General features: G+C 72.1%; 26 protein-coding genes, 1 tRNA gene and 1 pseudogene. 15 read left to right on the top strand and 13 right to left on the bottom strand.

The window, feature by feature from the left end; translation table 11 throughout:
- Window positions 1-17: 17 nt before the first annotated feature.
- The 10 genes from ACZ3ZD_RS17380 to ACZ3ZD_RS17335 all read left to right on the top strand — a co-directional run bounded on the left by ACZ3ZD_RS17380 (window position 18) and on the right by ACZ3ZD_RS17335 (window position 9686).
- Window positions 18-1118: a hypothetical protein gene (locus tag ACZ3ZD_RS17380; protein WP_467397829.1), complete on the top strand. Its 1101-nt coding sequence runs from the start codon at window positions 18-20 to the stop codon at window positions 1116-1118.
- A 107-nt stretch (window positions 1119-1225) separates the two neighbouring features.
- A complete protein-coding gene (locus ACZ3ZD_RS17375; RefSeq protein WP_467397826.1) occupies window positions 1226-2062 on the top strand; it encodes a hypothetical protein in 837 nt (278 codons plus the stop codon).
- Entirely contained in the window at window positions 2049-4460 is a 2412-nt protein-coding gene (locus tag ACZ3ZD_RS17370) for a hypothetical protein (protein WP_467397824.1), read from the top strand. Before ACZ3ZD_RS17375 ends, ACZ3ZD_RS17370 begins: the two co-directional genes overlap by 14 nt.
- Complete coding sequence (locus tag ACZ3ZD_RS17365) at window positions 4453-4704, top strand: hypothetical protein (protein ID WP_467397821.1); 252 nt, start codon at window positions 4453-4455, stop codon at window positions 4702-4704. The genes ACZ3ZD_RS17370 and ACZ3ZD_RS17365 overlap by 8 nt, the downstream gene beginning before the upstream one ends.
- Window positions 4701-5357 (top strand): hypothetical protein, encoded by a 657-nt coding sequence (locus ACZ3ZD_RS17360; RefSeq protein WP_467397819.1) that lies wholly within the window; start codon window positions 4701-4703, stop codon window positions 5355-5357. The genes ACZ3ZD_RS17365 and ACZ3ZD_RS17360 overlap by 4 nt, the downstream gene beginning before the upstream one ends.
- Before the next feature lie 107 nt (window positions 5358-5464).
- Window positions 5465-6310, top strand: coding sequence for a peptidoglycan-binding protein (locus ACZ3ZD_RS17355; protein WP_467397817.1), 846 nt, complete (start codon window positions 5465-5467; stop codon window positions 6308-6310).
- Window positions 6311-6381: 71 nt separating this feature from the next.
- Window positions 6382-6603 carry a hypothetical protein gene (locus tag ACZ3ZD_RS17350; RefSeq protein ID WP_030342342.1) on the top strand — a complete coding sequence of 74 codons (222 nt, stop codon included), beginning with the start codon at window positions 6382-6384 and terminating at the stop codon, window positions 6601-6603.
- Window positions 6600-6854 carry a hypothetical protein gene (locus tag ACZ3ZD_RS17345; protein WP_030342341.1) on the top strand — a complete coding sequence of 85 codons (255 nt, stop codon included), beginning with the start codon at window positions 6600-6602 and terminating at the stop codon, window positions 6852-6854. The genes ACZ3ZD_RS17350 and ACZ3ZD_RS17345 overlap by 4 nt, the downstream gene beginning before the upstream one ends.
- A 237-nt stretch (window positions 6855-7091) precedes the next feature.
- Window positions 7092-8573, top strand: a complete 1482-nt coding sequence (locus tag ACZ3ZD_RS17340; RefSeq protein ID WP_467397814.1) for an FG-GAP and VCBS repeat-containing protein — start codon at window positions 7092-7094, stop codon at window positions 8571-8573.
- Between the two features lie 57 nt (window positions 8574-8630).
- Window positions 8631-9686 (top strand): Yip1 family protein, encoded by a 1056-nt coding sequence (locus ACZ3ZD_RS17335; RefSeq protein ID WP_467397811.1) that lies wholly within the window; start codon window positions 8631-8633, stop codon window positions 9684-9686.
- A gap of 82 nt (window positions 9687-9768) precedes the next feature.
- On the opposite strand, the gene ACZ3ZD_RS17330 is transcribed toward ACZ3ZD_RS17335, so the two are convergent.
- The 3 genes from ACZ3ZD_RS17330 to ACZ3ZD_RS17320 all read right to left on the bottom strand — a co-directional run bounded on the left by ACZ3ZD_RS17330 (window position 9769) and on the right by ACZ3ZD_RS17320 (window position 11119).
- Window positions 9769-10272 (bottom strand): phosphoribosyltransferase, encoded by a 504-nt coding sequence (locus ACZ3ZD_RS17330; protein WP_467397809.1) that lies wholly within the window; start codon window positions 10270-10272, stop codon window positions 9769-9771.
- A 13-nt stretch (window positions 10273-10285) separates the two neighbouring features.
- On the bottom strand, window positions 10286-10861 hold the full coding sequence (dcd, locus tag ACZ3ZD_RS17325) for a dCTP deaminase (RefSeq protein WP_384464285.1): 576 nt from the start codon (window positions 10859-10861) through the stop codon (window positions 10286-10288).
- Window positions 10862-10960: 99 nt separating this feature from the next.
- The gene (locus ACZ3ZD_RS17320) at window positions 10961-11119 is read right to left on the bottom strand and encodes a hypothetical protein (RefSeq protein WP_467397806.1); all 159 of its coding nucleotides are present in this window, start codon (window positions 11117-11119) and stop codon (window positions 10961-10963) included.
- A gap of 259 nt (window positions 11120-11378) precedes the next feature.
- Between ACZ3ZD_RS17320 and ACZ3ZD_RS17315 the strand changes: the two genes are divergently transcribed.
- A tRNA-Gly gene (locus ACZ3ZD_RS17315) sits at window positions 11379-11452 on the top strand.
- Window positions 11453-11603: 151 nt separating this feature from the next.
- Complete coding sequence (locus ACZ3ZD_RS17310; RefSeq protein ID WP_467397804.1) at window positions 11604-12404, top strand: inositol monophosphatase family protein; 801 nt, start codon at window positions 11604-11606, stop codon at window positions 12402-12404.
- A 32-nt stretch (window positions 12405-12436) separates the two neighbouring features.
- Here the strand turns inward: ACZ3ZD_RS17310 and ACZ3ZD_RS17305 are convergent.
- The 8 genes and pseudogenes from ACZ3ZD_RS17305 to ACZ3ZD_RS17270 form a co-directional block, all read right to left on the bottom strand.
- A pseudogene (locus ACZ3ZD_RS17305) lies at window positions 12437-12672 on the bottom strand (IS630 family transposase); the annotation flags it as partial.
- A gap of 337 nt (window positions 12673-13009) precedes the next feature.
- Window positions 13010-13807, bottom strand: coding sequence for a DUF1963 domain-containing protein (locus ACZ3ZD_RS17300; RefSeq protein ID WP_467397802.1), 798 nt, complete (start codon window positions 13805-13807; stop codon window positions 13010-13012).
- A 43-nt stretch (window positions 13808-13850) separates the two neighbouring features.
- Window positions 13851-14198 (bottom strand): YidH family protein, encoded by a 348-nt coding sequence (locus tag ACZ3ZD_RS17295; protein WP_467397797.1) that lies wholly within the window; start codon window positions 14196-14198, stop codon window positions 13851-13853.
- Between the two features lie 3 nt (window positions 14199-14201).
- Entirely contained in the window at window positions 14202-15539 is a 1338-nt protein-coding gene (locus ACZ3ZD_RS17290) for a DUF1254 domain-containing protein (RefSeq protein WP_467397795.1), read from the bottom strand.
- A gap of 346 nt (window positions 15540-15885) precedes the next feature.
- Window positions 15886-16242 (bottom strand): MmcQ/YjbR family DNA-binding protein, encoded by a 357-nt coding sequence (locus ACZ3ZD_RS17285; RefSeq protein WP_467397793.1) that lies wholly within the window; start codon window positions 16240-16242, stop codon window positions 15886-15888.
- Window positions 16239-16673 carry a VOC family protein gene (locus tag ACZ3ZD_RS17280; RefSeq protein WP_467397791.1) on the bottom strand — a complete coding sequence of 145 codons (435 nt, stop codon included), beginning with the start codon at window positions 16671-16673 and terminating at the stop codon, window positions 16239-16241. Before ACZ3ZD_RS17280 ends, ACZ3ZD_RS17285 begins: the two co-directional genes overlap by 4 nt.
- The gene (locus ACZ3ZD_RS17275) at window positions 16670-17356 is read right to left on the bottom strand and encodes a hypothetical protein (RefSeq protein WP_467397788.1); all 687 of its coding nucleotides are present in this window, start codon (window positions 17354-17356) and stop codon (window positions 16670-16672) included. The genes ACZ3ZD_RS17280 and ACZ3ZD_RS17275 overlap by 4 nt, the downstream gene beginning before the upstream one ends.
- The gene (locus tag ACZ3ZD_RS17270; RefSeq protein WP_467397786.1) at window positions 17353-18648 is read right to left on the bottom strand and encodes an APC family permease; all 1296 of its coding nucleotides are present in this window, start codon (window positions 18646-18648) and stop codon (window positions 17353-17355) included. Before ACZ3ZD_RS17270 ends, ACZ3ZD_RS17275 begins: the two co-directional genes overlap by 4 nt.
- Window positions 18649-18777: 129 nt before the next feature.
- Between ACZ3ZD_RS17270 and ACZ3ZD_RS17265 the strand changes: the two genes are divergently transcribed.
- The 3 genes from ACZ3ZD_RS17265 (at window position 18778) to ACZ3ZD_RS17255 (ending at window position 21471) form a co-directional block, all read left to right on the top strand.
- Window positions 18778-19785, top strand: coding sequence for a GlxA family transcriptional regulator (locus tag ACZ3ZD_RS17265; RefSeq protein WP_467397783.1), 1008 nt, complete (start codon window positions 18778-18780; stop codon window positions 19783-19785).
- Window positions 19786-19864: 79 nt separating this feature from the next.
- Window positions 19865-21094: a metal-dependent hydrolase family protein gene (locus tag ACZ3ZD_RS17260; RefSeq protein ID WP_467397781.1), complete on the top strand. Its 1230-nt coding sequence runs from the start codon at window positions 19865-19867 to the stop codon at window positions 21092-21094.
- Window positions 21095-21111: 17 nt separating this feature from the next.
- Window positions 21112-21471, top strand: coding sequence for a hypothetical protein (locus tag ACZ3ZD_RS17255; RefSeq protein ID WP_467397778.1), 360 nt, complete (start codon window positions 21112-21114; stop codon window positions 21469-21471).
- A gap of 67 nt (window positions 21472-21538) precedes the next feature.
- On the opposite strand, the gene ACZ3ZD_RS17250 is transcribed toward ACZ3ZD_RS17255, so the two are convergent.
- Entirely contained in the window at window positions 21539-22810 is a 1272-nt protein-coding gene (locus ACZ3ZD_RS17250; protein WP_467397776.1) for an MFS transporter, read from the bottom strand.
- Between the two features lie 6 nt (window positions 22811-22816).
- Entirely contained in the window at window positions 22817-24106 is a 1290-nt protein-coding gene (locus ACZ3ZD_RS17245) for an ATP-grasp domain-containing protein (RefSeq protein WP_467397774.1), read from the bottom strand.
- Window positions 24107-24191: the final 85 nt, after the last annotated feature.

The following is a 24191-nucleotide window of genomic DNA, read 5'->3' as shown; positions in this document are numbered from 1 at the left end:
GAAGGAGATGATGAACCGTGGGTCTCGCAAGCGCACTGAATCAGGCGACCTCCAGCATCGGGCGTTTCCGCACAGCGCTGGGCCAGGCAGCCGGAAGCGTCGGCGGCCTGCGGCAGGCGACGGCCACCGCCGACACCGCCGTAGGCCGTATCAGATCGACCGCCGGCCAGGTCACCCCGGCTCTCGGCACAGTCAAGGCCGGCGCCGACCACCTGCACACCTCCCTCGGTAAGCTCAAGACCGCCGCGACCCAGGGTGGTGGTGGGCTCGACAAGGTGAAGTCGGCCTCGCGGGACGCCGACGGCGGGCTCGGCAAGGCGCGGACCGGTACCGACAAGCTCAAGTCGTCCTTCGACAAGCTCAAGGCCGCCGCCAAGGGGGCCCATGGTGAGCTGAAGAGCGTCAAGCAGCAGTCGGACGCCGTCGAGAAGTCCGTCGGCAAGGCCGCGAAGAACGCCGACCGGGGCGGCAAGTCCATGGGCGGCCTCGGCAAGGGGCTCAAGGGCGCCTCGCTGGCGCAGAAGGGGCTGAACCTGGCGATGGCCGCCAACCCCTTCGGCCTGGTGATGACGCTGCTGACCCCGCTCATCGCGCAGTTCATCAACATGGACAAGATCACCAAGCTGCTGCAGAAGGGCGTCTCGTACGCCATGAAGGCCATCGGCTCCGCGGTGGGCGGCCTGGTGCACAACGCCGGCCCCCTGCTGCGCGGCCTCGGCAACGCGATGCTCGCCCCGATGACCGGCCTCGCCAACGCGCTGAACGGCCTGCTCGGCGCGCTCGCCGGCATCCACATCAGCATCCCGGACTGGGTCCCGAAGTTCGGCGGCCGCTCCTTCGGCTTCCCCCGCCTGCACGTGCCGGTCCCGCACCTGGCCACCGGCGGTGTCGTCCAGGCCCGCCCCGGCGGCACGCTCGCCCTGCTCGGCGAGGCCGGCGAGAACGAGGCCGTCATCCCGCTGTCCAAGCTGGAGCGGATGCTCGGGCACGGCGGCGGCCTGCGCACCCTCGCCGCCGCGGTGGAACGGCTGGCCGACCGGCCCGTCGTCGTCCGGGTCGACTCGCAGGAGATCGCCCGCGCCGTGTTCCTCGGACAGCGGCAGCTTTCCCGGCGGTAGCACCGCCCCGCAGAAGTACGCCTCCGGTCGACGGCTCACGCCCGTCGGCCTTTTTTCATGCCCGCATGCCCGCATGCCTGCACGCCCTCATGCCCTCAGGAGTCCTCATGGGAAATCTCTGGATCGGCCCGCCCGGGGCGATGACCGAGATCGACCAGGCCGCCAAGTCCTTCGACCGCAGCGCCGACCTCGGCGTCACCGAGTTCAAGTCGCTCGGCGGCCGGGTCACCGTCACCCGCAACCAGACCCCCGTCCGTCGGCTGAAGCTGTCCTGGGACCTGCTCGCCCCGGCGCACGCGCGCGCCCTGGACCGCATCGCCCGCCGCGTCGACGGCCCCGGTCCGGTGTACGTCGTCGACCCCGCCGCCGGCAACGTGCTCGGCGCGTCCCAGGCCGCCGGCACCGGCGTCCCCGGCGCGGCGGACGTCACCGGCCTCGCACAGTGGTTCAAGACCTCCACGACCGGCACGGTCGCCGAGAGCACCACCGCGCCCGGCACCTTCGTCTTCACCGCCGCCGACGCCAACAGCGCGGTTGGCTGGCGCCACACCAGCACCTTCGGCAACTTCCCCGTCTCCCCCGGCCTCCAGGTGTCCTTCCGGGCCCCGGCCGCCCTGGCCGCGCTCGGCACGCTGAGCGTGGGCATCGACTTCAAGAAGGCCGACGGCAGCTGGCTCGCCTCCGCGACGGCCACCGGTCCCTACGTCACCGGCACCGTCCCGGCGGGCGCCGTGTACGCCACCCCCACCGCCAAGCCGGGCACCGCCGGCACCTACGCGCTCGCCGGTGCCTGCTTCACCTACGGCGGCACGGCGGAGGCCGGTGTCCCCGGCGACGGTCTGCCGCCGATGTCGGTCACCGGCTACAGCGACACCCCGGGCCGCCCGCTGCCCTACCGCAGCATCGGCCTCGACCTCGTGGAGGTGTCCGGTGCAGCCGGCTGACAACACCACGGCAGCCGCCCTGTCCGCCGGCGAGCGGACCACCCGGCACCGCACCCGGCTCGGCGGCAAGGACGTCTCCGCGCAGGTGCAGTCCTGGCAGCTGGAGCGGTCGTACGCCACCGACCTGCCGGCCGCGATGCGCGCCTTCTCCGGCTCCTCGGCGGCCCAGCTGCAACTGCAGCTGTCGGGCGCCGGCGGACGGACGGCTCCGCAGATGTACTCGCCGTGGGCCGACCGCGCCACCGGCGACGTCGTGCGGCCCGGGCAGTCCGTGGTCCACGAGGGCGGGGTCGGTGGCGCCACGCTGCCCGCGTTCCGCGGCACGGTCCGTTCCCGCTCCGCCGCCTCCGGCAGCGACGCCGTCCAGGTCACCGCGCTCGACGGGGCGGAGCGGCTGCGCGGCCCGGCCTGGCTGCCGAAGCCGTACGCCGGTTTCTACTCGAACCGGCCCGTCTCCTCGGCCACCTGGTGCGTCTCCGAACTGCTGCGCCAGGGCGGCATGTACGCCTGCCCGCCGGCCCGTTACCCGGACTTCGCCGACGGCAAGCCGCTGACCCTGGTGTACGCCTCCCTGCACGGCGGGTTCAGCACCCCCTACGGCCAGCCGGAGGTGCTGCCCGACCCGGAGACGTACACCTTCAGCCGGCAGGGGGCCCCACACGAGATGGCGCTGGTGCCCAAGCAGCCGCAGCTGCGGGCGACCTGGTTCCCGCGCAGCCGGGTCACCGTCCCCGGCAGCAAGCTGTTCGCCGAGGTGTGGGTCGACAACTCCGTCCGCTACGACAGCGACAGCGGCGACGACGGGATCGGCAACGGCGACAAGGTCGTCCTCCAGCTGGACCTGAACCGCAACGGCTCGGACGTCGGCTTCCTGAAGCTCATCGTGAACTTCGCGGAGCGCTGGGTGCGCATCGTCTCCAACGACCTCGACTCCGTCTGGTACTTCGAGTGGACCTGGTCCGCGCTCAACCAGCGGGGCGTCTGGCACCTCGGTTTCTGGGTCGACACCACGAGCGGCACCAGCAGCGTCTACCCGACCGTGCAGCCCCGGCTCACCGCGCCGGACGGCTCCCAGCTCCTCGGCAGCGAGGCGACCTTCTCCAACGCGAGCGCCCTGCAGTACGCCTCCGAGCTGTACCAGGTGTCCCTGTTCACCGACCTGCCGACCGAGTGCCTGCAGGTCACCAGCGGGCTGCCGGCCATCCCGACGACCGCCGAGTTCTCGCACACCGGCGCCTGGGCGTGGACGAAGAGCGTCGAACTGGACTACGTGGTGCTCCCGTTGTACGCGCTGCCCCGGATCAGCGGCTCCCAGTGGGAGGTGCTCTCGCAGATCGCCAAGGCCAGCATGTCCACGGCGGAGATCGACGAGCGGGGCGTGTTCCGGTGGCGCAACCACACCCGGTTCGCCACCCGGCCCACCACCCCCGATCTCACCCTCACCAGCACCCGGGAGATCGCCTCGCTGACCGCCACCGAGGAGATCGACGCGTGCCGCAACTACTGCGTGCAGCCGTACCGGGACTGGCGGGGCGTGGGGTACGACACGGGCGTGCGGACCCAGGACAGCGTGATCCGCACCCTGCCGGCCCGCTCGACGACCACGGTCAAGTACCTGCTGTCGAACGACGAGTACGACATCAGTCCGCCCACCACCGACGACGACTCCGTCGTCACCAGCGGCAGCAACGTCCGGTTCGGCACGGCGCCGACGGGCGGCACCGCCGTCAAGGGCATGGTGGACATGCTCATCCGCCGGGAGGACGGCTACCTGGTCGTCCGGTACACCAACCGCGACACCCGGACGCTCTACACCGTCACCACCGACGGAAAGCCGTCCCTCGTCCTGGTCACGCTCAAGCCGAAGTTCGACGCCGTCGACCGGGTGGCCGTCGCCATGCTGGACGACCCGGCGAACGACCCCAACGGCGTCGCGAGCGAGAAGTACTACGGCCGGCAGGAGTACACCGCCGACAGCACCGACTGGATGCAGGACGCCGCTTCCGCCGCGGCCCTGGCGAAGGCGATGCGCAACGCGGGCGTGCTGCCCGTACCGGTCATCGGGGACGTCGACGTGCTGTACGACCCGCGCATCCAGCTCGGGGACGTCGTCCGCGTCGTCGACGGCACCGGTGCCGCCCTCGACACCCTCGCCTGGGTCGTCGGCATCCGCACCGCGGCCACCGCGGACGGCGGCGTGCAGCAGACCCTGACCCTGCGCGGGGTCGATCCGGGCGCCCTGCCGGCCGACGCCGGGCTGACCCCGGACGCGCCGAGCAGCCCGGCGCCGGTGCCCTCGGTGACGTACGCGGCGGTCACCGCCGCCTACCCGAAGCTGTCCGATCTCACCGCGTCCGGCCTGACCTGGGCCGCGGTCAAGGGGGGAGCACGTGTCTGAGCCCGCAGCGGAACCGGTGCCGGCCGCCCCGGACGGCACGTCCGACGACCCCGTCGTGATCCTGACGCCCGTCGAGGTCACCGTCACGCAGCTGCCGTCCGAGGAGCCGCCCGCGCCCCCGGAGACCGACGAGGGCGCCGTACTCGCCGAAGCGCAGCCGGGCCCCGCCCCGTCCGTACCCGCCCCACCGCCGGACGGGGACCCGTCCGACCCCGACCTCAGTGAGGAGCCGAGCCCCGCATGACCGCCTACACCCCGCTCAGCGGCATCCCCTACCCCCAGCCCACCGACCCGGCGAACCTGCCCCAGCACCTGCAGAGCCTCGCCGAGACCGTCGACGCCCGCACGATCCTGCGCTACGCGACCGCCGCCGCCCGCGACGCGGCCGTCACCACCCCGGCCGCCGGCATGGTCGCCTGGCTGTCCAGCCCCGGCCAGCTGACGTACTACACCGGCACGGCCTGGCTGCCGGTGGCGGCGACGCCGGTGTTCCTCTACAACAACGACGCCGGTACGACCACCTCGACCACCCCGGCCGAGACCCTCTCGGGCGCGACCGGCGACCCGCTGGTCGGCGCGTTCACCGCCCCGCCCGGCGGCAAAGTGATCATCACGGTGGGCGCCTGGATCAACTGCTCCATGGCCGCGTCCGGCTTCATGGGCGCCACCGTGAAGAAGCTCTCGGACAACTCGGTGTTCCTGGCGTCCTCCATCGACCGCGCCTGCTCGGTCTACAACACCGACCGCATCTCCGCGTCGAGCCAGTTCGTCGTCACCGGTCTCACCCCGGGCACGGCGTACTCGGCCACCCCGACGTACTGGTCCTCCGTGCCCTCCTCGGGCACCAACACGGTCGGCTACGACAACCGGTTCATCCGCGTCGACCCCGTCCTCTGACCCGCCGTACCGAACACCCGCCGTACCGAACACCCCGGAGCCCCGGTGTGCCGTGCCCGTCACGGCCGCCGGGGCTCCGGCGTTCCCGCCCCACGAGAGGAACCCCCATGGCGACACCCCTGTCCGCCTCCGCCTTCCGCGCCGCGCTGCGCGCCGAGGGCGTCCGGACCACCGAGCACGGCACCTGGTCCACCCACAACCGCAACGCCATCGGCGCCTGGGGCCCGATGGCGGGCGTCATGCTGCACCACACGGTCGGCGCGGCCAGCGTCGACATCTGCCGTACCGGCCGCCCCGATCTGCCGGGCCCGCTGTGCATCGCGGTCATCGCCAAGGACGGCACGGCCCACCTGGTCGGCTACGGCCGCACCAACCACGCCGGCCGCGGCTCGCAGGCCGTCTACGACGCCGTCCGCACCGGCACCGCGCTCCCGGCCCGGCCGGGCCCGGACGCGGTCGACGGCAACGCCCACTTCTACGGCTTCGAGATCGAGAACTGGGGCAACGGACGCGACCCCTACCCCGAGGCCCAGCTGCTGGCCGTGGAGAGGATCGCGGCGGCGATCTGCCGGGCGCACGGCTGGGGCGCCGACCGCGTGATCGGCCACAAGGAGTGGACGACCCGCAAGATCGACCCCAGCTTCTCCATGCCGTCGATGCGCACCCGGATCGCCGGGCGGCTCGGCACGGGCACCGGCCCGGACCCGTACGAGCCGTTCCCGGGCCCGGCGTTCTTCACGGCCGGCCGGCACAGCGCGGTGATCACCGCGATGGGTCGGCGCCTGGTGGCGGAGGGCTGCGGCCGCTACGACCGGGGACCGGGCCCCGACTGGACGGAGGCGGACCGCCGCTCCTACGCGGCCTGGCAGCGCAAGCTCGGCTACACCGGCGCCGACGCCGACGGCGTCCCCGGCCGCACGAGCTGGACGAAGCTGCGCGTCCCGCGGGTGTGAGCGAGCCGACGACACCCGTGTGCGAGACCGACGAGAACCGATGAGAACCGACGAGAACGGAGCCGGCTGACATGACGGACTCGACCCGCAGGACCGTCCGTACGGCGGTCCAGACCCTGCTGGCGGTCGCGGCGGCCCTCCCGCTGCTGGCCGACGACCCCCGGCTGGCCGACCTGCCCGCGTTCGGTGCGCTGGTGACCGTGGCGGCGGCGGTCAGCCGGCTGATGTCGGCGCCCGCCGTGGAGAAGGCCCTGCCGCGGTGGCTGCGCAAGGGGGAGGAGGACGCACCGTGACGGGCCACCCGGGCGAAGGAGTCGCCCTGGAGCTGGAGCGGCTGCGCCGCTCGGTGGACGTCGGCTTCGCCACCACCCGCGGTGACCTGGCCCTCCTCCTGCAGCGCGCCGACCAGACCGACAAGACCCTCGGCGACCACGAGGACCGCCTCGACGCCCTGGAGCGCACCCGCTGGCCCCTGCCGTCACTGGCCGCGGTCGTCTCCTGCACGGCCCTGGCGGTGACCCTGTGGGAGGCGGCCGGCAGATGACCCGGCCGGGGGCTCCCCGCCCGCCGTCCGGGCGGCGGAGCCCCGCCCCGCGGCACACCGGCGACCGCGCACGGCACGGCACGGCAGCCCCGGGAACCCGTCGAACGCGCGTACAACCCTTCCCCGCCCCCGCGGGTCTCCTGATCGCCGGCCGCGCCGCCGTACAGGCGAGCGGCCCGCCCCCATCGTCTGCGGACGCCCCGCCCGGGGCGTCCCCCGCATGCAGCAGGAGACCGCATGCACGCGTACTCCCGACTCGCCCTCGCGACGGCCGCGGCCGCCGCTGTGACGGGCGCTCTGCTCACCTTCGCCGCGGCGCCGGCCACCGCCGCCGACTCCACCCGGGTCGCCAGGGCCGACTTCAACGGCGACGGCATCGGCGACATCGCCACCTCGGCCGCCACCGCCTACGTCGGCGGCCACAAGGACGCCGGCCAGGTCGTCGTCCTGTACGGCACCTCCACCGGCGTCTCCGCCGCCAAGCGCACCACCCTCAGCCAGAACTCCGCCGGCGTGCCCGGCACCGCCGAGACCGGCGACCAGTTCGGCTACGACCTGGCGTACGCCGACTTCAACCACGACGGCTTCGACGACCTCGCCGTCGGCACCCCGCACGAGAAGGTCGGCACCGACACCAACGGCGGGGCCGTCACCCTCCTGTGGGGCTCCAGAAGCGGTCTGACCGGCAAGGGCGTGGAGATCCCCGACCCGGCCGCCGGCTCCCACGACTACTGGGGCCTGAACCTGGCCGCCGGCGACTTCGACGGCGACGGCAAGGCCGACCTGGTCGTCGGCAGCTCCGCCGCCACCCTCTACCTCTACAAGGGCGGCTTCACCGGCACCGGCACCCCGGGCAGCCGCACCACCGTCAAGCCGCCCATCGAGCCGGGCACCAACGACTACCCGTACGGGCCGATGAACCTCACCGCCGGCGACGTCAACGGCGACGGCCGCACCGACCTCGTCGTCGACGGCTACGAGACGAAGACCTCGTCCCACTGGAACACCAACTACTGGCTGCCGGGCACCGCGAACGGCCTGAGCACCGCCTCCGCGAAGGCCCTCAAGTCCGGCATCGTCACCGGCATCGGCGACATCAACCACGACGGCTTCGGCGACATCGTCACCGGCGCCTCCTGGGACAACAGGACCAGCGACGGCCACACCGTCCCGGACTCCGCGAAGGGCGGCCGCATCAGCGTCACCTACGGGTCCGCCGCCGGCCCCGCCGGCGTCAAGCTCATCAACCAGGACACCGGCAACGTGCCCGGCAGCTCCGAGACGGGCGACGGCTTCGGCTGGGACCTCGACCTCGGCGACGTCAACGGCGACGGCTGCCAGGACATCGTCGTCAGCTCCCCCAACGAGGACATCGGCGGCGTCACCAACACCGGCCAGGTCACCGTCCTGTACGGCTCCCGCACCGGTGTGAACACCACCTCCGGCGCCCAGGCCTTCGCCCAGTCCACCGCGGGCGTCCCGGGCGGCGACGAGAAGAACGACCTCTTCGGCGCCGACGTCAAGCTCGACGACGTCACCGGCGACGGGAAGGCCGACCTGGTGATCGGCTCGTACGAGAACGGCGGCGACGGCGCGATCACCTTCCTGCCGTCCGACGGCAGGAAGATCACCACGTCCGGCTCGCGCGCCTTCGGCGTGGACACCGTGGGCGTCTCGGCCTCGGGCAGCCCGCAGCTCGGGGCGGTCTTCGCGGACTGAGCACGGGGGGGGATCCCCGAGGAACCCCGAGGCCGGCCGCTGAGGGCCCCTTAGGGGATGTCACAGGTCGGCAGCAAAGCCGGGCCCGGACCACCGGGCCCGGCGCATCGGCCGCCAGGACCAGGTACGTTCGATGACGTGGCTGGATTCAGGATCGGACGCGGGGGCCGGGACAACCGCACCCCCCAGGGACAACAGGCGCAGCACGGACCGTCGTACGGGCGTGGGCACGGCCCGGCTCAGCCCGGAGGACCGTCGTACGGTCAGCCGCCGTACGGCCGGCCGGGCGCCCCGGGCCACTCGGGCGCTCCGGGCCCCTCGTACGGCTACCCGTCGGCGCCGCAGCCGCCGTACCCGCAGCAGGGACGGTCGTACGGGCACCCCGGGCCCGGCGACGACGGACCGGAGTACTTCGGCGACGGCGGCTACCCGGGACCGGGGCCCGGCGCGCGCGACCCGTACGCGGCCGACAACCCGGGCCACACCCAGGCCTTCTCCGTCGACGAGGCCGCCGGTTACACCCAGGGCTCGACCTACCAGGCCGGTGCCGCCGCGCCCGCCGCGCCGCTCGGGCCGCCCCTGCACTGGAAGGAACTGCTCAAGGGGATCGTCCTGTCCCCGAACGAGACGTTCCTGCGCATGCGGGACTACACGATGTGGGTCCCCGCCGTCGTCGTGACGTTCCTCTACGGCCTGCTCGCGGTCTTCGGCTTCGACGGCGCCCGCCAGGACGCGATCAGCGCGACGCTGGCCAACGCGGTGCCGATCGTGCTGATCACGGCTGTCGTGATGGTGCTCGGCCTGTTCGTCCTGGGCGTCGTCACGCACACCCTGGCCCGCCAGCTCGGCGGTGACGGGGCCTGGCAGCCGACGGTGGGTCTGTCCATGCTGATCACGGCCCTCACGGACGCGCCCCGCCTGATCGTCGCCATGTTCTTCGGCGGCGACGCCGGCTTCGTCCAGCTCCTCGGCTGGGCCACCTGGATCGGCGCGGGCGCCCTGCTGACCCTGATGGTCTCCCGCTCCCACGACCTGCCCTGGCCGAAGGCCCTGGGCGCGTCGGCGATCCAACTGATCGCCCTGCTGTCGATCGTGAAGCTGGGGACGTTCTGATCTCCCGGAGAGAGAGGAAGGGGCCCCGCCGGGCCCCTTCTCTTTATCTCCGTACCGGGTGTCCGGTCTCCGCGCGCCCGGTTCAGGCGTCGAGAACCTGGCCGGTCCGCTGCACGACGGGCGGTTCGACACTCCACGGGAAGTTGATCCAGTCGTCGGTCCGCTTCCACACGTACTCGCATTTCACGAGGGAGTGGGACTTCTCGTAGACCACCGCGGAGCGCACCTCGGCGACGGTGTCGAGGCAGAAGTCGCGCACCAGCTTGAGCGTCTTGCCGGTGTCGGCGACGTCGTCGGTGATCAGCACCTTCTTGTCCGAGAAGTCGATCACGTTGGGTACGGGGGCGAGCATGACCGGCATTTCGAGGGTCGTTCCCACACCGGTGTAGAACTCCACGTTGACGAGGTGGATGTTCTTGCAGTCGAGGGCGTAGGCGAGTCCGCCCGCGACGAAGACCCCGCCCCGGGCGATGCTCAGCACGATGTCGGGCTCGTACCCGTCGTCGGCGATGGTCTGCGCCAACTCGCGGATGGCGGTCCCGAACCGCTCGTAGGTCAGGTTCTCCCGCACGTCTGCGCTGCTCATGCTGTCGTCGCCCTCACACCTGGGTCCGATGGAAATTGAGGAAGGACCGCGAGGCGGTCGGCCCGCGCTGCCCCTGGTACCGGGAGCCGTAGCGCTCACTGCCGTACGGGTGCTCGGCGGGCGAGGTCAGCCGGAACATGCACAGCTGCCCGATCTTCATCCCCGGCCACAGCTTGATCGGAAGCGTGGCGAGGTTGGACAGCTCCAGGGTGACGTGCCCGCTGAAGCCGGGGTCGATGAACCCGGCGGTGGAGTGCGTGACCAGCCCGAGCCGCCCGAGCGAGCTCTTGCCTTCGAGACGGGAGGCGAGGTCGTCTGGGAGGGTGATCACCTCGTACGTGGAGGCGAGCACGAACTCCCCTGGGTGCAGGATGAACGGCTCGTCGCCCTCGGGCTCGACCAGCCGGGTCAGATCGGCCTGCTCGATGGAGGGGTCGATGTGCGGGTACCGGTGGTTCTCGAACACCCGGAAGTACCGGTCCAGCCGTACGTCGATGCTCGACGGCTGCACCATGGATTCGTCGTAGGGATCGATCCGTACCCGCCCGGCGTCGATCTCGGCCCGGATGTCCTTGTCTGAGAGAAGCACGTAGCGAGGATACGCAAGGCGCGCGGAGCCGTGGCAATCACGACAACTCCGCGCGCTCGCTGTGACAGTCCGGCTACGGCCGGTTCCCTTGCTCCCTGGTCACCGCTTCGCCATGACGACAGGCACGGCACTGCGCAGCCGGGCACAGCGCGGGCACCGGACCAGCCGGCCGGGGCCGAGCCGCTCGGCCTGCTGCATCGGGAACGAAGTGGTGCTGAAGACGTGCCCGTCCGCGCATCGGACGACGGTGCGTTCCATCAAGTCCCTCAAGTCCCTTCCCCAAGAGCCGCGTCCGGCGCTGCCAGCCGGACGACAAAAGCCACATTACGGGATCAAAGAGACGAGTCTCCAGGCGGCACTCCGGCCCTCTCCCGGGCCTCCCCCGGCCCTCCACGGTACGCCCCAACTCCGGCCCCACCCGCAGCCGGATCCCACTCGGTCCGACCATCGGGGCCCTGCGATGATGTAGAGTGAGCACCGTCCGGACCGGCCCCTCGGGGACCGCTTCCGTACTTACGCGGGTGTAGTTTAATGGTAGAACATCAGCTTCCCAAGCTGAGAGCGCGAGTTCGATTCTCGTCACCCGCTCCATGAGAAACCCCCAGGTCAGCGGCCTGGGGGTTGTTTGTTGTCTGGGCCTGTGGGTGGGCTTCGCACCACAACCGCACCGTAAAGGCGCGGCTGGTGCTCTGACCGGGAGGGTTCGCCGGGGCGGTAGCTCCGCGTCGATAGTCTGCTCGGCGTGATCGACTCATACGCGCGTTCCGACGATGCCGCAGTCGCGATAGCCGGGGCGCGGGCTGGCGCGGACGTGGTCCGCACCATGTACGGCCGGCGGCTCAACCGCATCGACAAGGGTGCCGGGGACTTTGCCACCGCCGCCGATGTGGAAGCCGAGAAGGCGATTCTTGGCGTCATCCGTTCCGCACGGCCCGATGACGCGGTGCTCGGCGAGGAAGGCGGGCAGCAGGGCGCCGCCGACGCGGTGCGCCAGTGGTTGGTGGATCCCCTGTGCGGCACGCTGAACTACGCCGTCGGAAGCATGCTGGTGGCCGTCAACGTGGCGCTGCGCGATGGGGTGGCGGCGGTGGCCGACCCGTTCAGCGGCGAGGTTTTCTTCACTGACGGGGAGGCTGCCTGGGTGCGGAATGACGGGGCGGATGACGCACTGCTGACTCCCTCGCCCGCTACCCGGTTGGTGGACGTCAACCTGGATCCGCCGTTCCCGAGTGCGCCCGGATTCCGGGCCGTGGATCTGCTGGCTCACCCTGCGTTCGTCGAACGTTTCCGGCCGCGCGTCGTATCCACGACGCTGGCGTTGGCCTGGGTCGCTGCCGGCAAGCGCGCCGCATATGTCACCGATGGCGGCGACCTCTCCGGGAGCGTGCATTTCGCGGCCGGCATCGCTTTGTGCCGGGCTGCCGGCTGTGCTGTCACCGGGATCGACGGTGCCCCGATTGGTGAGACAGGTCGTGGGCTTGTGGTCGCCGCCGACGACGAGACCCACGGGCTGCTGATGTCGATGATGCGCAGCCGAGGCTAGTGCTGTGACCGCATGGGTTTCAGCGGGCCGGGTCAGGTTGCGACTTGGAGGGGCCTGACGCCCCAGCGGATGCCTTTCTCGCTGCGGATCCGGGCACGTTCACGGCGTTGGGCTGTGAGGACGTCTGGGTGGCGGGTGTTGGCGTCGCGCCAGCGCAGGTGGGCGTGAAGGGCCCGCGTTCGGGCGGTGTGTTGCGGTGGTTGGAGTTGGCGACGGTGAACTGCCGCAGCGGTCCGAAGGGGGCTTCGATCGGGTTGGCCCAGGACGCGTCTCCTGCGGCTGGTGATCCGCAAGGGGTCTCCGGTCGGCTCAGCTGATAACAGCTGGCTCGCGCGCCTTCCGTGCCTCAAGATTCTCGGCGTGACAGACACGGGATCCACCGGAGAAGAGACGCCGGACGGGCTGCTGGGCTGGTGCCTCGTGGCATCCCGACGGGCTCTACGTCACCCTCCTGCAGTGGCAGGCACCGAGCCAGGACGCCCCCTCGACCCGTGCCACGCCGCTGCTGACACCGGCCCAACTGCGGGCCATCGCGACCAGTTCGCGGTGGCGGTGACTCCCGCCGCGCTCTTGCGGCGGCCCGGCACCCCGTTCTCCGTGGGTGGTCAGGACATGTCGACGTAGCCGTGCACCCGGTCGAAGCGCAGGGCTGCCAGGTCGTCGCGCCGGATGACCCAGTGGATGACGCCCGCGTCCAGTTCCGTGACGTCGTCGCCGCACCTCCAGGTGGCCAGGAGGTTCCAGTCGTCCTCGGCGTCCGGCGTGGAGTGGCGAGCCCAGTGGACGGGGTCGTTCTGCAGGACGATGGGGTGGCCGCCGATCTGGAGGTCCCAGGGGGGCCGCCCGCCCCCGGTACGCGACCAGGCGTTGTCCAGTTCCTCGGCGAGAGCGTACTGGACGTCGTCCGGGTCCCCCCAGTGGTCCTCGGCGAAGCTGGCGTCGGTCTTGGGGCACACCTGGTGCCAGAGCGTGTGCAGGTGCCTCGGCGCGTAAGGCTCGCGCCGGCTGTCTGCGGCAGGCCTCCTGGTGGTGGGTGTGCCCGCGGGGACGTACATCACCGCGTCGGGCACCGGGCCCTCGAAGTCGTCCGCATCCGGTGCGGCGAAGAGCAGCAGGTGCCCGTCGGAGGGGAGCGGGAGGCGCCCGTCCGCACGCGCGGGGAGGGCGGCGAGGTCGACGCAGGCCACGAAAGGCAGGCGCGGTTCCGGCACGCCGTGCGGCAGGACCGGGTCGCCGCCCAGCCGGGCTACGAGCGGTCCGTCACCGCCCTGCGCCATGTACACCGCCGGCAGGACGCTGCGGATCCACTCCTCCACGGCCTGCGGCGGCAGGCCCCGGGACGCGGCCTCGGCACGGAAGCGGTGCAGTCTGTCCGTTGTCTCGTCCGTTGTCTCGTCCGTCACGGCACCACCCTAAGTCCGGTCGGTGAGCGACGAGTTGGGCCGGTCAGAGGAGCACGGTGATCGCGAGCAGGGCGAGGAGGGTGATCAGGGTGGCGGCCGTGACGAGGCCGGAGCGTGCGGGGGCGTAGAGGCCGGCGTCGAGTTGCCGGCCGACGGTTCGGTAGCGGTATGTGCCGTAGCCGCTGATGAGGAGCCCGGCGAGGAGGAGGATGCCGCCGGAGACGACGGCGTGGATTCCTCGGTGGGGGGCGAATTTGGCGATGGCTACGCCGAGGGCGGCCATGCTGATGCCGGTGCGGAGCCAGGCGAGGTAGGTGCGTTCGTTGGCCAGATGGTCCCGGGCGCGGCTGCCGGTGTTCGGTGACGCGCCCTTGGGCGGCTCCGGGCTCACGGTTCAGCTGGTTCGTTGGAGCGGCGGCGGGGTCCATGCGCCGGTGAGGGCGGCCTCCTCGGGCCAGTACAGGCGCAGGAAGACGTTGAAGTCGCCCTCCGGTGCGGGGAGCCAGTTGCTCTCGCGGTCGGCGTCGGGGTTGTCGTGCTGGAGGTAGATGTCCAGGGACCCGTCGGGGTTGCTGCGCAGGCCGCTGCGGTCACCGATCGCGTAGCGGTTCAGCGGGTTGTCGACGAACAGTTGCCGGTCGTTCATCATCGTCAGGGACCAGAAGCCCCGGGCGGGCGGGGTCTGCCCCGCTTCGAAGTGCAGGACGTAGCTGTGGGAGCCGTGCAGGGGCCGGCCGTCGGCGTCGGTGGTGGCGTGCGGGTAGAGGGCGTCGACGTCGAGGTTGGCGCCGTAGCCGACCCAGGTGACGATGGCGCGCTTGGCGTAGTCGGTCCCGTAGTTGCCGAGGCCCCGGTGGATGGTCCATCCGTCGACCTGGTTCCCGGCGGACTCGGACTGGTTCATGAGGTCGCGCAGCGTCCTGGGGCCGAGGGCCGCTCCGGCATCCAGGGCGGCGACCACGTCCGCCGGCCGGCCGTCGAGGTCGGCGCCGGGGGCGATGCCGAGCCGGGTCAGACGGTCGAGGAAGGCGGCGTCGGCGGGGGCGGGCGGGTTGTCGACCATGAGCTGGTTCAGGCGCGCGAAGTACTCCTGGCCGCTGAGGCGGTCGACCTGGCCGACCGGAGCGGTGGTGGTGTCGACTCCGCCGGCCACGGGGACGTCGCCCGGCGGGGTGTAGTCGTCCGGGTTCCCGGTCCACTGGGAAAGGGGGATGAGCCGGGTACGGTCCTGGAGCCGGTGAACGGCGGGGAAGTCGGCGGGGCCACTGGTGGCGTACCGGGCGATGATCCAGTTCACGGCGGTGGGTGAGGTCAGCACCGTCATGCCCTGCGGGGCCTGCCCCGACCAGGACGGACCGGCCAGGAGGAACGGGCCGGCGGTCGAGCCGTGCTGGCGCTTGCCGGGGACGGCGAAGACATCGGACCAGGCCGTGAGGATCGGCACCATCCAGAACCGGTCCCCGAAGTCGGGCAGGCTGAGCACCAACGGCTCTTCCGAGAGGTCCAGCCAGGCACTGGAGTACAGCGTGTCGGCGTTCGGGGAGACGACCTCGGTGAAAGAGGCGTCCGGGGTGCGGCGCATGTAGCAGAACTGGTTGACCGGGGCCTTGCGCGCGTCGTCGTCCCGGGCCGGAACCGCCGTCATCACGTCCTTGGTCACGGCCGCCGTCACCAGCGGATACCCGTACAGCCACGCTTCCGTGGCCAGTCGCTCCAACTCTTCGTCCGCCATCGGCGTCTCCCTCACACTCCTCCGGGTCTCCCTCGCCCCCGACGCTAGAAGGGCCGCCTCCGGCCCGCAGCCCGGACCGGCCCAACGGGTGAACTGGTGTTCATACGGACCGGCGCTCCGATGTGCATGCGCTGATCTCCAGCAGGGACGCGGTCGGCCTGGAGACGGACGACGGCCCGCGAGCGGGGTGGCATGCTCGCGGGCGGCGGCCCGACAGCGGCCTGCGGAGGTGCCGTCAGGCTTCCTCCCACCGCGGCCGGCGAAAGGAGCCGTCAGGCTTCCCCCGACCGCGGCCGGCGAAAGGAGCCGTCAGGCTTCCCCCGACCGCGGCCGGCGAAAGGAGCCGTCAGGCTTCCCCCGGCAGCGACTCCAGGTACGCCGCTCCGACCGACCTGGGTACCGCCATCAGCCAGGCGTCCAGGACGAGGGCGGGCAGTTCCTCGGGAGGGAATGCCGGCATGCGCAGCTGGACCCAGTTGTAGCGCAGGTCGGAGGCGCGGGGGAGCTGGAACCTCTCGGGCTCGGAGGAGATCAGGGACTCGCGTTCCTCGCGGGGGAAGGCGAAGCCCATCGTCGTCTCGTCCGGGGAGACCGACGCGTACACGATGCGGCCCACCTTGAACTTGACGTACTCCCGGACCAGGTGTTCCTCCGTGCGGGGCAGGTGCAGCGCCGCCGCGCGGACGTCGTCGAGGGTGATCACGCGGCACGCCCCCGGTCCGGGGCGTAGTGGACGAGTTCGATCAGCAGGCCGGCCGGTGCCGGGGCGTACAGGAAGGCCACCGTCATTCCGTCGTGCGCGCCCTTGCAGGGCTCCGCGTCGACCGCCGTGAAGCCCTGGCCGCGCAGCCGGGCCGTCTCGCTCTCCAGGTCGTCGACCTCGAAGGCGATGTGGTAGAGCCCGGGGCCCTGGCGCTGGAGGCGGCCGCTGATGGCGGAGCGTTCCTGGGTCGGGGAGACGATCTCCACGGCCGGGTTGCCCAGACCACCCCCGAACTGCCAGAACTCGCAGGCCACTCCGTAGTCGTCGGCATGCCCTTCGTCGTACTTGCGCATGCCGAGCGTGGTCATGAAGGCGGCAACACCATCGGGGTCCTCGGTGGCCAGCCCGATGTGGTCAATGCGAAGGATCACCTTGTGTCCGATCGGGTCAATGTGAGGTACGCGTAGTCGTCCAGCATCTTGGCGAGCGGCCGTCCGGGACACCGGTACAGGACGGCGAGTTCCGCCTCCTCCAGGCCGCTGTCGGCCAGGATGCGCCGGGCCCAGTCCCGGTTCAGCCGCTGGTGGGCCACGTAGGCCGCGGCGTCCCGGGCGCCGTGCAGCCTGCGGGCGATGGCCTCGTCCCAGGGGACGAGGGTGCGCGGGCGCAGGCCGTGGAGGAGTTTCGCGGCGGCGGTCGCGCCCAGGGTGCGGGGGCGGTCCGGTGGGCCGACGCGGAGTGCGGACAGGTCGGTGTAGCACTCGCCGAGGGGCGCGATGGCGTCGTCGGTGAGTTCGCCGAGCGGGGTGCCCGGGTCCGGGAGGAGCGGGTACCAGCGCGCTGTCCACGCGCGCAGTGCGGGGCCGAAGACGTCCGGTTCCCCGGGTCGCGGGTAACGGAGTCTGCACCCCCAGGAGTTCAGCCACTTCAGGGCGGCGGGCGGGTCGTCGTGGGCCAGCGGTTCGTACGAGGCCGTCACCGGCGGGGCCGGCACGTCGACGTCCTGCCCCAGGAAGGTGGCCACCGCCCGCTGCAGGCTCTGCACGGTCGGGGGCGACCAGGCGGGGGGTGGGGTCGCGGAGGGTGCGGAGGGCGGGGTCGCGGGAACGGTCACGACGCCGCTTCCCTGGTGTCGGAGGCCGGCTCCAGCGGCGGTGGCGCGGGGACCTCGGCCTGCGCGGGAGTCGTGCCGCGGCCGCGGTTCAGCCGGAGGTAGAGCAGGGCCGCGCCGGCGACGACCAGGGGCCAGAGCAGGTAGAGGCCGGCCATGATCAGCAGGGCCGTGACGGCGACGCACGCGCCCAGCGCGGAGGCGCGGCCCTTGGTTCCCCTGGGGAGCAGCCGTACGGCGGCGGCCACGCCGATCGCGTAGACGGCCACGAACGAGCCGGTGGTGAGCAGGACGAGCGGCTCGGTGCCGAGGCCGGTCAGCTCCACGGCGAACAGGGCCAGGAAGGACAGGGTGGAGACGACCGCGAGGCTGCGCCGCGGGACCTCTCCGGCGACGCTGCCGCGGGACATCCAGCCGGGCAGCGCGCCGTCGCGGGCGAGGGCGGCGCCGAGGTTGGCGGCGCCGGCGTAGTAGGCGTTCATGGCGCCGGTGGTGAGCAGCAGGGCCGCGCCCGCGGCGAGGTAGCGGGCGTTGCCGCCCAGGCCCCGGGCCATCAGGTCACCGAGCGGGGCGTCGGAGTGGGAGGCGCTGTCGCCGAGGACGACGATGACCGCGAAGGCCACCAGCAGGTACAGCGCGCCCACGATCACCACGGCCGAGTAGGTGGCCCGGGGCAGGTCGCGCGCCGGGCGCCGGAACTCGCCGGCCAGGTGGGTGATCGCCTCCCAGCCCGCGAAGCTCCAGACCAGCAGCGCGGCCGCCGGTACGACCGCGGACCAGCCGTGCGGGGCGAAGGGTTCGAGGTTGCCCGTGTCCGCCTTGGGCAGCGACAGCGCGACGGCGAGCAGCAGCAGCGTGACGAGCAGCCCGGCCAGCATGAACTGGAACCGCCCCGTCACGCGCAGGCCCATCGAGTTGGCGGCGGTGACCACGAGCATCAGCCCCGCGGCGGTGAGGGTCGTGGTGGTGCTGCCGCCGCCCACGGCGGAGGACACGTAGGCGCCGCCGAAGAGCGCGGCGGCGGCGGCGCCCGGCGGTACGGCGAGGTAGAAGCACCAGCCGACGACGGCGGAGGCACGCTCGCCGAAGGCCTTCCTCGCGTACGTCGAGACCCCGCCCGCGTCGGGGTACCGGGCGCCCAGAGCGGCGAAGGCGGCGGCCAGCGGAGCCGACAGGACGACGAGGGCCAGCCAGGCCAGCAGCGACGCGGGGCCGGCCTTCTCGGCGGCGAGCGCGGGCAGGGCGATGACACCGGTGCCGAGCACGGCGCCCACGTACATGGCGGTGCCCTGCATCGCGCTGAGGGTTCCCCCGGACGGTGACCCGGAGGGGTCTGACGTTGCTTCGCTCATACCGGCCAGCATCGCCCGGCCGCGTCCGTCCGCACCATCGGCTGTTTTGACATCGTGCGCTAAATTACCGACATGCGTCCCCACGTGATCGCGATCGCCGTTACGGATGCCACACCGACGTTCGAACTGGCCGTGCCGTGCGAGGTGTTCGGGACCGACCGCTCCGATCTCGTCGACCCCTGGTACGAGTTGCGCATGTGCGGGGACTCGTCCGGGCCGCTGCGCACGGCGGCGGGCCTCCAGGTGAGCACCCCCTACGGCTACGACGACCTGCTCGACGCCGACACCATCCTCGTCTCGGCGTGCGCCCGGCCCGTGCAACTCGACCCGCCCGCACGGCTGGTGGAGGTGCTGCGCGAGGCGCACGGCAGGGGCAGGCGGATCGTGTCGATCTGCACCGGCGCGTACGTCCTGGCGGCGGCGGGGCTCCTGACGGGCCGTACGGCGACCACGCACTGGATGAACGCCGGGGACTTCGCGCACCGTTTCCCCGACGTCGACTTCGTGCCCTCCGCGCTCTACACCGACGAGGGCGACATCCTCACCTCGGCCGGCACCGGCTCGGCCATCGACCTGTGCCTGCACCTGGTGCGCCAGGACCACGGCGCGGCCGTCGCCAACGAGGTGGCCCGCCGGATGGTCGTACCGCCGCACCGGGAGGGCGGCCAGTCGCAGTACACCAAGCCCATGGTGCGCGCGGAGGCCAGCGACGACCTCGCGCCGGCGCTGCAGTGGGCGCAGGAGCGGCTGCACGAGCCGCTGACCGTGCCGCAGCTCGCGCGCGCCGCGCATCTGGGTGAGCGCACGTTCGCGCGGCGGTTCCGGGACCGGCTCGGCATCACCCCGTTGCAGTGGCTTTTGCAGCAGCGGGTGCGGCTGGCGCAGGAGTTGCTGGAGACCACGGACGAACCGGTGGAGCACATCGCGCGGCGCACCGGGTTCGGTACGGCCGCCAATCTCCGCTACCACTTCGGCCGGGTCACGACCGTGTCCCCGCAGACGTACCGGCACGTGTTCCGGCACCGGGCCGCGCAGCAGGCGCGTGTCTCCGTGGACGCGCAGGGCGTGTTGACACCGTGAACGGAGTGCGGCCGTAGGGGGCAACTAGCGTTCCCGAACACCGGTTGTCAGGGGAACACCCCTTTGGTTTGCTCCCTGCATGTTGCAGCGAATCGAAGCGGAGCAGTTAATTCCCGGTCGAGGCGAGCCGGTCCGGAACGGCGTGGTCGTGTTCGACGGGAAGACGATCGATTACGCCGGGCCCGCCGCCGAGGCCCCCGCCACCCCGCGGGCGGACACGGTCCGGGCCCGCACGGTCATGCCGGGACTGTGGGACTGCCACGGCCACTTCATGGGTCTGCGCTCGGCCGACCTCACCCTGCTGCCCCAGGAGCCGGTCGCGCTGCGGGCGGCGCGCATCACCACCGACCTGCGGGCCGCGCTGAACGCCGGGGTCACGTCCGTACGGGAGACCGGCGGGCTGGGCATCCACCTGGTCCGCGCGATCGAGGAGGGCACCGTCCAGGGCCCGTCGGTCTATCCGGCCGGCACCACCCTGTCCACCACCGGCGGCCACGCCGACCTGCACAGCTACCCGACGTCCTGGGTGGAGGACTTCGGGCACCTCGGCGGTGAGCTGCGGCTGGCCGACGGGCCCGCGGAGTGCGCACGCGCGGCACGGGAGCAGCTGCGCCGCAACGCCAAGCTGATCAAGGTGTGCGCCTCCGGCGGCGTGCTGTCCGAGGTCGACCACCCGGTCCACCAGCAGTTCACGCACGCCGAGTTGCGGGCGATCGTGGAGGTCGCGGGGATGGCGGACCGGATCGTCGCCGCCCACTGCCACGGCAAGCCGGGCATCATGGCCTCGCTGGAGGCCGGGGTCACCACCATCGAGCACGGCACGTACCTCGACGAGGAGGCGGCCGTGGCCATGCGCGAGTGCGGGGCGATCCTCGTCACCACGCGCACCATCTTCCAGGAGCTCCTCGACAACGGCCACATGCTGCCGGAGTACGCGCTGAAGAAGCTGCAGGCGACGGCCGGGCGGCACGCGGAGGCCCTCACCCTCGCCCGCGAGCAGGGCGTGACGATCGCCGCGGGCACCGACATCGCGCTGACCGGCACCGAGCTGCCCGACTCGTGGGGCCGCAACGGCCGCGAGCTGCCGCTGCTGGTGAAGACGGGCATGACCGCGCTGGAGGCCATCGAGGCCGGCACCGCGACCGGCCCCGCCACCCTGGGACCGCAGGCGCCGCTGTCCGGGCAGCTGCGCGCGGGATACGACTCCGACGTGCTGGTCCTCGACGAGGACCCGCTCGTGGACATCGAGGTACTGGCGCAGCCCGAGCACATCACCGGGGTCTGGAAGGCCGGAGTCCGGGTCAAGTGACCAGCTGGAGGGACGACATGAACGACGCGGGTGCACCATGGCTGCTGGAGATCCGGCTGTTCACCGTGAAGCCGGGCGTTCGGGAGGAGTTCCACCGCATCAGCAGGGACGGCACGATCCCGCTCATGCGCGACTGCGGCATCACGGTGGTCGCCCACGGCCCGTCCCTGAACGACGAGGACGGCTACTACCTGCTGCGCGCCTTCCGCTCCGAGGAGGAGCGGGTGGAACTGTCGCAGGCCGTGTACGCCACCGACGTGTGGCTGCGGAAGTACGACGACGTGGTGCCGGGGATGATGGCGAGCTACCAGACCTCGGTGGTGCCTGTACCGGGCCCGGCGCTGGAGGCGTTCGCCCGGAGCCTGGACATCGGCTGACGGACGGCACGACGGCCGCCGTCCCCTGCGGGGCGGCGGCCGTTTCGCGGGTGCGGACGTGTGGCCTCTAGGCCTCGGCCGGCTGCGCGGCCACTTCGTCGGCCGGCTCGGTACGCTCCGGGGCCGGTGTGCGGACGGCGGCGACGCCGAGGGCCGCCGCGGCCAGGCCGATCACGCCGAGCAGCGGCCAGACGCCGTGGCCGAGCCGGACGAACAGCAGGCCGCCGAGGACGGGGCCGATGGCGGTGCCGAGCGCGTGCATGAACTGGAACGCGCCGATGTACCGGCCGCGCAGGTGCGCGGGGCCCGCCGTCGCCGGGTGGGCGAAGATCGCGGGGCCGCCGATGATCTCACCGAGCGTCCAGACCAGGGTGGCGCCGATGATCACGGCGGCCCCCATCGGCATGCCGTACAGGGCCACGCCGAGGCCCACCAGGGCGAAGGACACCCCCACGGTGATCTTCGTCCGCCACCGCCCGGTCACCTTCGTGAGCGGCAGTTCGAAGGCGATCACCATGAAGCCGTTGAGGGAGACCGCGGCCGTGTACCAGAACAGGTCGAAGTGGTGGGCCTCCACGTCCAGCGGCAGCGTCGACAGGTACTGCACATAGATGAGGGCGTTGAACAGGGTGGCCGTCAGGTACAGCACGTACCGGCGGTCGCGGAGCATCGCCCGGTAGCCGCCGGCCGTGCTCTCCTCCTCGGGCGCGGCCGGGTCCGTCGCGGCCGGCGCGGCCCGGCGGGGCAGGACGACCGCGGCGACGAGGGCGTAGGCCAGCGCGATCACCGCCTCGCCCCAGAACAGCAGGGTGTAGCTCTCCCCGCCCAGGTGGTAGAGGGCGAGGCCGACCATGGGCGCCGCCATGGCCCCCACGTTCAGGCACCAGCGGTACATGCCGAAGACGACGACCTGACTGCTCCCGGAGGTGAGTTCGGAGAGCAGGGCGGCCGCCGCCGGCCGGTACAGCTGGGCCATGAGGCTGGCCAGGACGACCGCCACCACGAGGGACGGGTAGTTGGGGAGGTGGAGCAGCGACGCCGTGAGGACCGCGGTGCCGGCCATGCCCACGATCGTGGCGTTGCGGGCGCCGAGGCGGTCCGCGAGGGTGCCGCCGAGGAGCACGCCGGCCACACCGCCGGCCCCGTAGGCGCCCAGCGCGTAGGACGCCTCGCTGTCGGAGTACCCGCGGTAGGTCAGGTAGAGCACGATGAAGACGTTGAGGAATCCGCCCAGCTTGCTGAGCAGCACGCCCGCGAGGATGGTCTTCACCGCCGCCGACGAGTTCCTGAACGTGGCCCAGATCGCCGCGTTCTCGTCCTTCTTCTCCTCAGTTGCCATGCACGTTCAACTCATCTCTCGCATGGGGGCGTCTTGATCGCTTCGTACGTCCAGTGCCGACTCGGCGGCGTCCAGGGCCGCGCCGCACTCCTCGACGGAGTCGCCGGTGGCGATGGCGAAGGCGATCCGCCCCCAGACCGTGCCCTTCGGCGGAGGTGACACGACGGCACCGGGCCTGGCCACGGCCACGAGTTCCGCGACCGTCGCGGGCAGGCCCGTCTCGCGGAACGTCACGGAGGCGATCCGCGTGTCGTCGTGCTCGACGTAGAAGAAGCGGATGCCCGCGACCCGCCGGTGGGAGGGGGTCGTGTCGGGGGTGATGCCGCAGGCGGCCCGCGCGGCCGCCAGCCCGGGGTCGATGCCCGTGGCCAGCATGCCCAGGTAGGGGATCATGTCGCCGCCGAGCCGGCCGTTGACCTCGATCAGCCGCGGTCCGGCGGTGGTCAGCATGAACTCGCTGTGGGTCCAGCCGTCCCGGAAGCCGAGCGCGGTGTGGGTGTCCTGGAGGGCGTCCAGCAGCTGCGGATCGGTGAGCAGCGGATCGGCACCGTCCACGAAGTGGCCGGTCTCCTCCGCGTACGGCGGGTAGCCCACGACCTTGCGGGCGATGAACAGGGGGGTCACCTTGCCGTCCTGGACGACCGCGTCGACGCTGATCTCGTCACCGGTCACGCACTCCTCGACGAGGACCGGCTGGTCGGTGCTGTAGCGCAGCGGCTCGGGGTCCGGCCCCTTCATCCCGGCGGTGAACGCGAACCTCTCCGCCAGCTCCGCGGCCCCGTCGACGCGCACGACACCGAGGCTGGCCCCGAGTCCGCGCGGCTTGACGATCACCGGGTAGCCGATCCGGCCGGCCGCGGCCAGGGCCTCGTCGAGCGTCTTGACCGGCACGGACCGGGGCTGCGCGACACCGGCGGCGTCCAGGGCCGCACGGGTCTGGCCCTTGTCGCGCAGCCGCCAGATCACGTCCGGCTCCCCGCCTCGCAGCCCGAGCGCCTCGGCCACGTAGGAGGCGGCGTGGATGCGTCCCTCGTCCCAGCACAGCACGCCGGCGACGGGCGTGTCCGCGTGCAGTCCGCGGGCCGCGTCGGCCATCGCCGGGCCGTCCTGGGTGCTGGTGAGGACCGTCCAGCCGGACAGGTACTCCTTCTCCCAGGTGGGCTCGTCCACATGGAAGAGGTGGATGTCGAACTCGCCGCTGATGGAACGCAGCAGATACTCGCGGTACGTCCGTATGCCCGTGGCCACCACGAGCAGCAGCGGCCGCTGGCCCGTCGCCGGCTGCACTTGTGTCATCTTGCCTTTCCTTCCAGGAGGTTGGGGCCGAGCACGCACGCAGGTGGACGGGTCGGCCTCACGCTAGTGCCGGATCCGAGGGGGG

The sequence above is a fragment of the Streptomyces sp. NPDC023481 genome (assembly GCF_055560195.1).
Note: the sequence above shows the minus strand (reverse complement) of the source record. Positions and strands in the feature narration are given on the sequence as shown.

Excerpts from the sequence above, each read along its gene's own strand:
- ACZ3ZD_RS17265 (WP_467397783.1), top strand. The coding sequence starts at position 18,778 with ATGCGTCCCCACGTGATCGCGATCGCCGTTACGGATGCCACACCGACG.
- ACZ3ZD_RS17355 (WP_467397817.1), top strand. The coding sequence starts at position 5,465 with ATGGCGACACCCCTGTCCGCCTCCGCCTTCCGCGCCGCGCTGCGCGCC.
- ACZ3ZD_RS17360 (WP_467397819.1), top strand. The coding sequence starts at position 4,701 with ATGACCGCCTACACCCCGCTCAGCGGCATCCCCTACCCCCAGCCCACC.
- ACZ3ZD_RS17290 (WP_467397795.1), bottom strand. The coding sequence starts at position 15,539 with ATGGCGGACGAAGAGTTGGAGCGACTGGCCACGGAAGCGTGGCTGTAC.
- ACZ3ZD_RS17330 (WP_467397809.1), bottom strand. The coding sequence starts at position 10,272 with ATGAGCAGCGCAGACGTGCGGGAGAACCTGACCTACGAGCGGTTCGGG.
- ACZ3ZD_RS17375 (WP_467397826.1), top strand. The coding sequence starts at position 1,226 with ATGGGAAATCTCTGGATCGGCCCGCCCGGGGCGATGACCGAGATCGAC.
- ACZ3ZD_RS17350 (WP_030342342.1), top strand. The coding sequence starts at position 6,382 with ATGACGGACTCGACCCGCAGGACCGTCCGTACGGCGGTCCAGACCCTG.
- ACZ3ZD_RS17255 (WP_467397778.1), top strand. The coding sequence starts at position 21,112 with ATGAACGACGCGGGTGCACCATGGCTGCTGGAGATCCGGCTGTTCACC.
- ACZ3ZD_RS17250 (WP_467397776.1), bottom strand. The coding sequence starts at position 22,810 with ATGGCAACTGAGGAGAAGAAGGACGAGAACGCGGCGATCTGGGCCACG.
- ACZ3ZD_RS17260 (WP_467397781.1), top strand. The coding sequence starts at position 19,865 with ATGTTGCAGCGAATCGAAGCGGAGCAGTTAATTCCCGGTCGAGGCGAG.
- ACZ3ZD_RS17245 (WP_467397774.1), bottom strand. The coding sequence starts at position 24,106 with ATGACACAAGTGCAGCCGGCGACGGGCCAGCGGCCGCTGCTGCTCGTG.
- ACZ3ZD_RS17320 (WP_467397806.1), bottom strand. The coding sequence starts at position 11,119 with ATGGAACGCACCGTCGTCCGATGCGCGGACGGGCACGTCTTCAGCACC.
- ACZ3ZD_RS17340 (WP_467397814.1), top strand. The coding sequence starts at position 7,092 with ATGCACGCGTACTCCCGACTCGCCCTCGCGACGGCCGCGGCCGCCGCT.
- ACZ3ZD_RS17270 (WP_467397786.1), bottom strand. The coding sequence starts at position 18,648 with ATGCAGGGCACCGCCATGTACGTGGGCGCCGTGCTCGGCACCGGTGTC.
- ACZ3ZD_RS17335 (WP_467397811.1), top strand. The coding sequence starts at position 8,631 with ATGTCACAGGTCGGCAGCAAAGCCGGGCCCGGACCACCGGGCCCGGCG.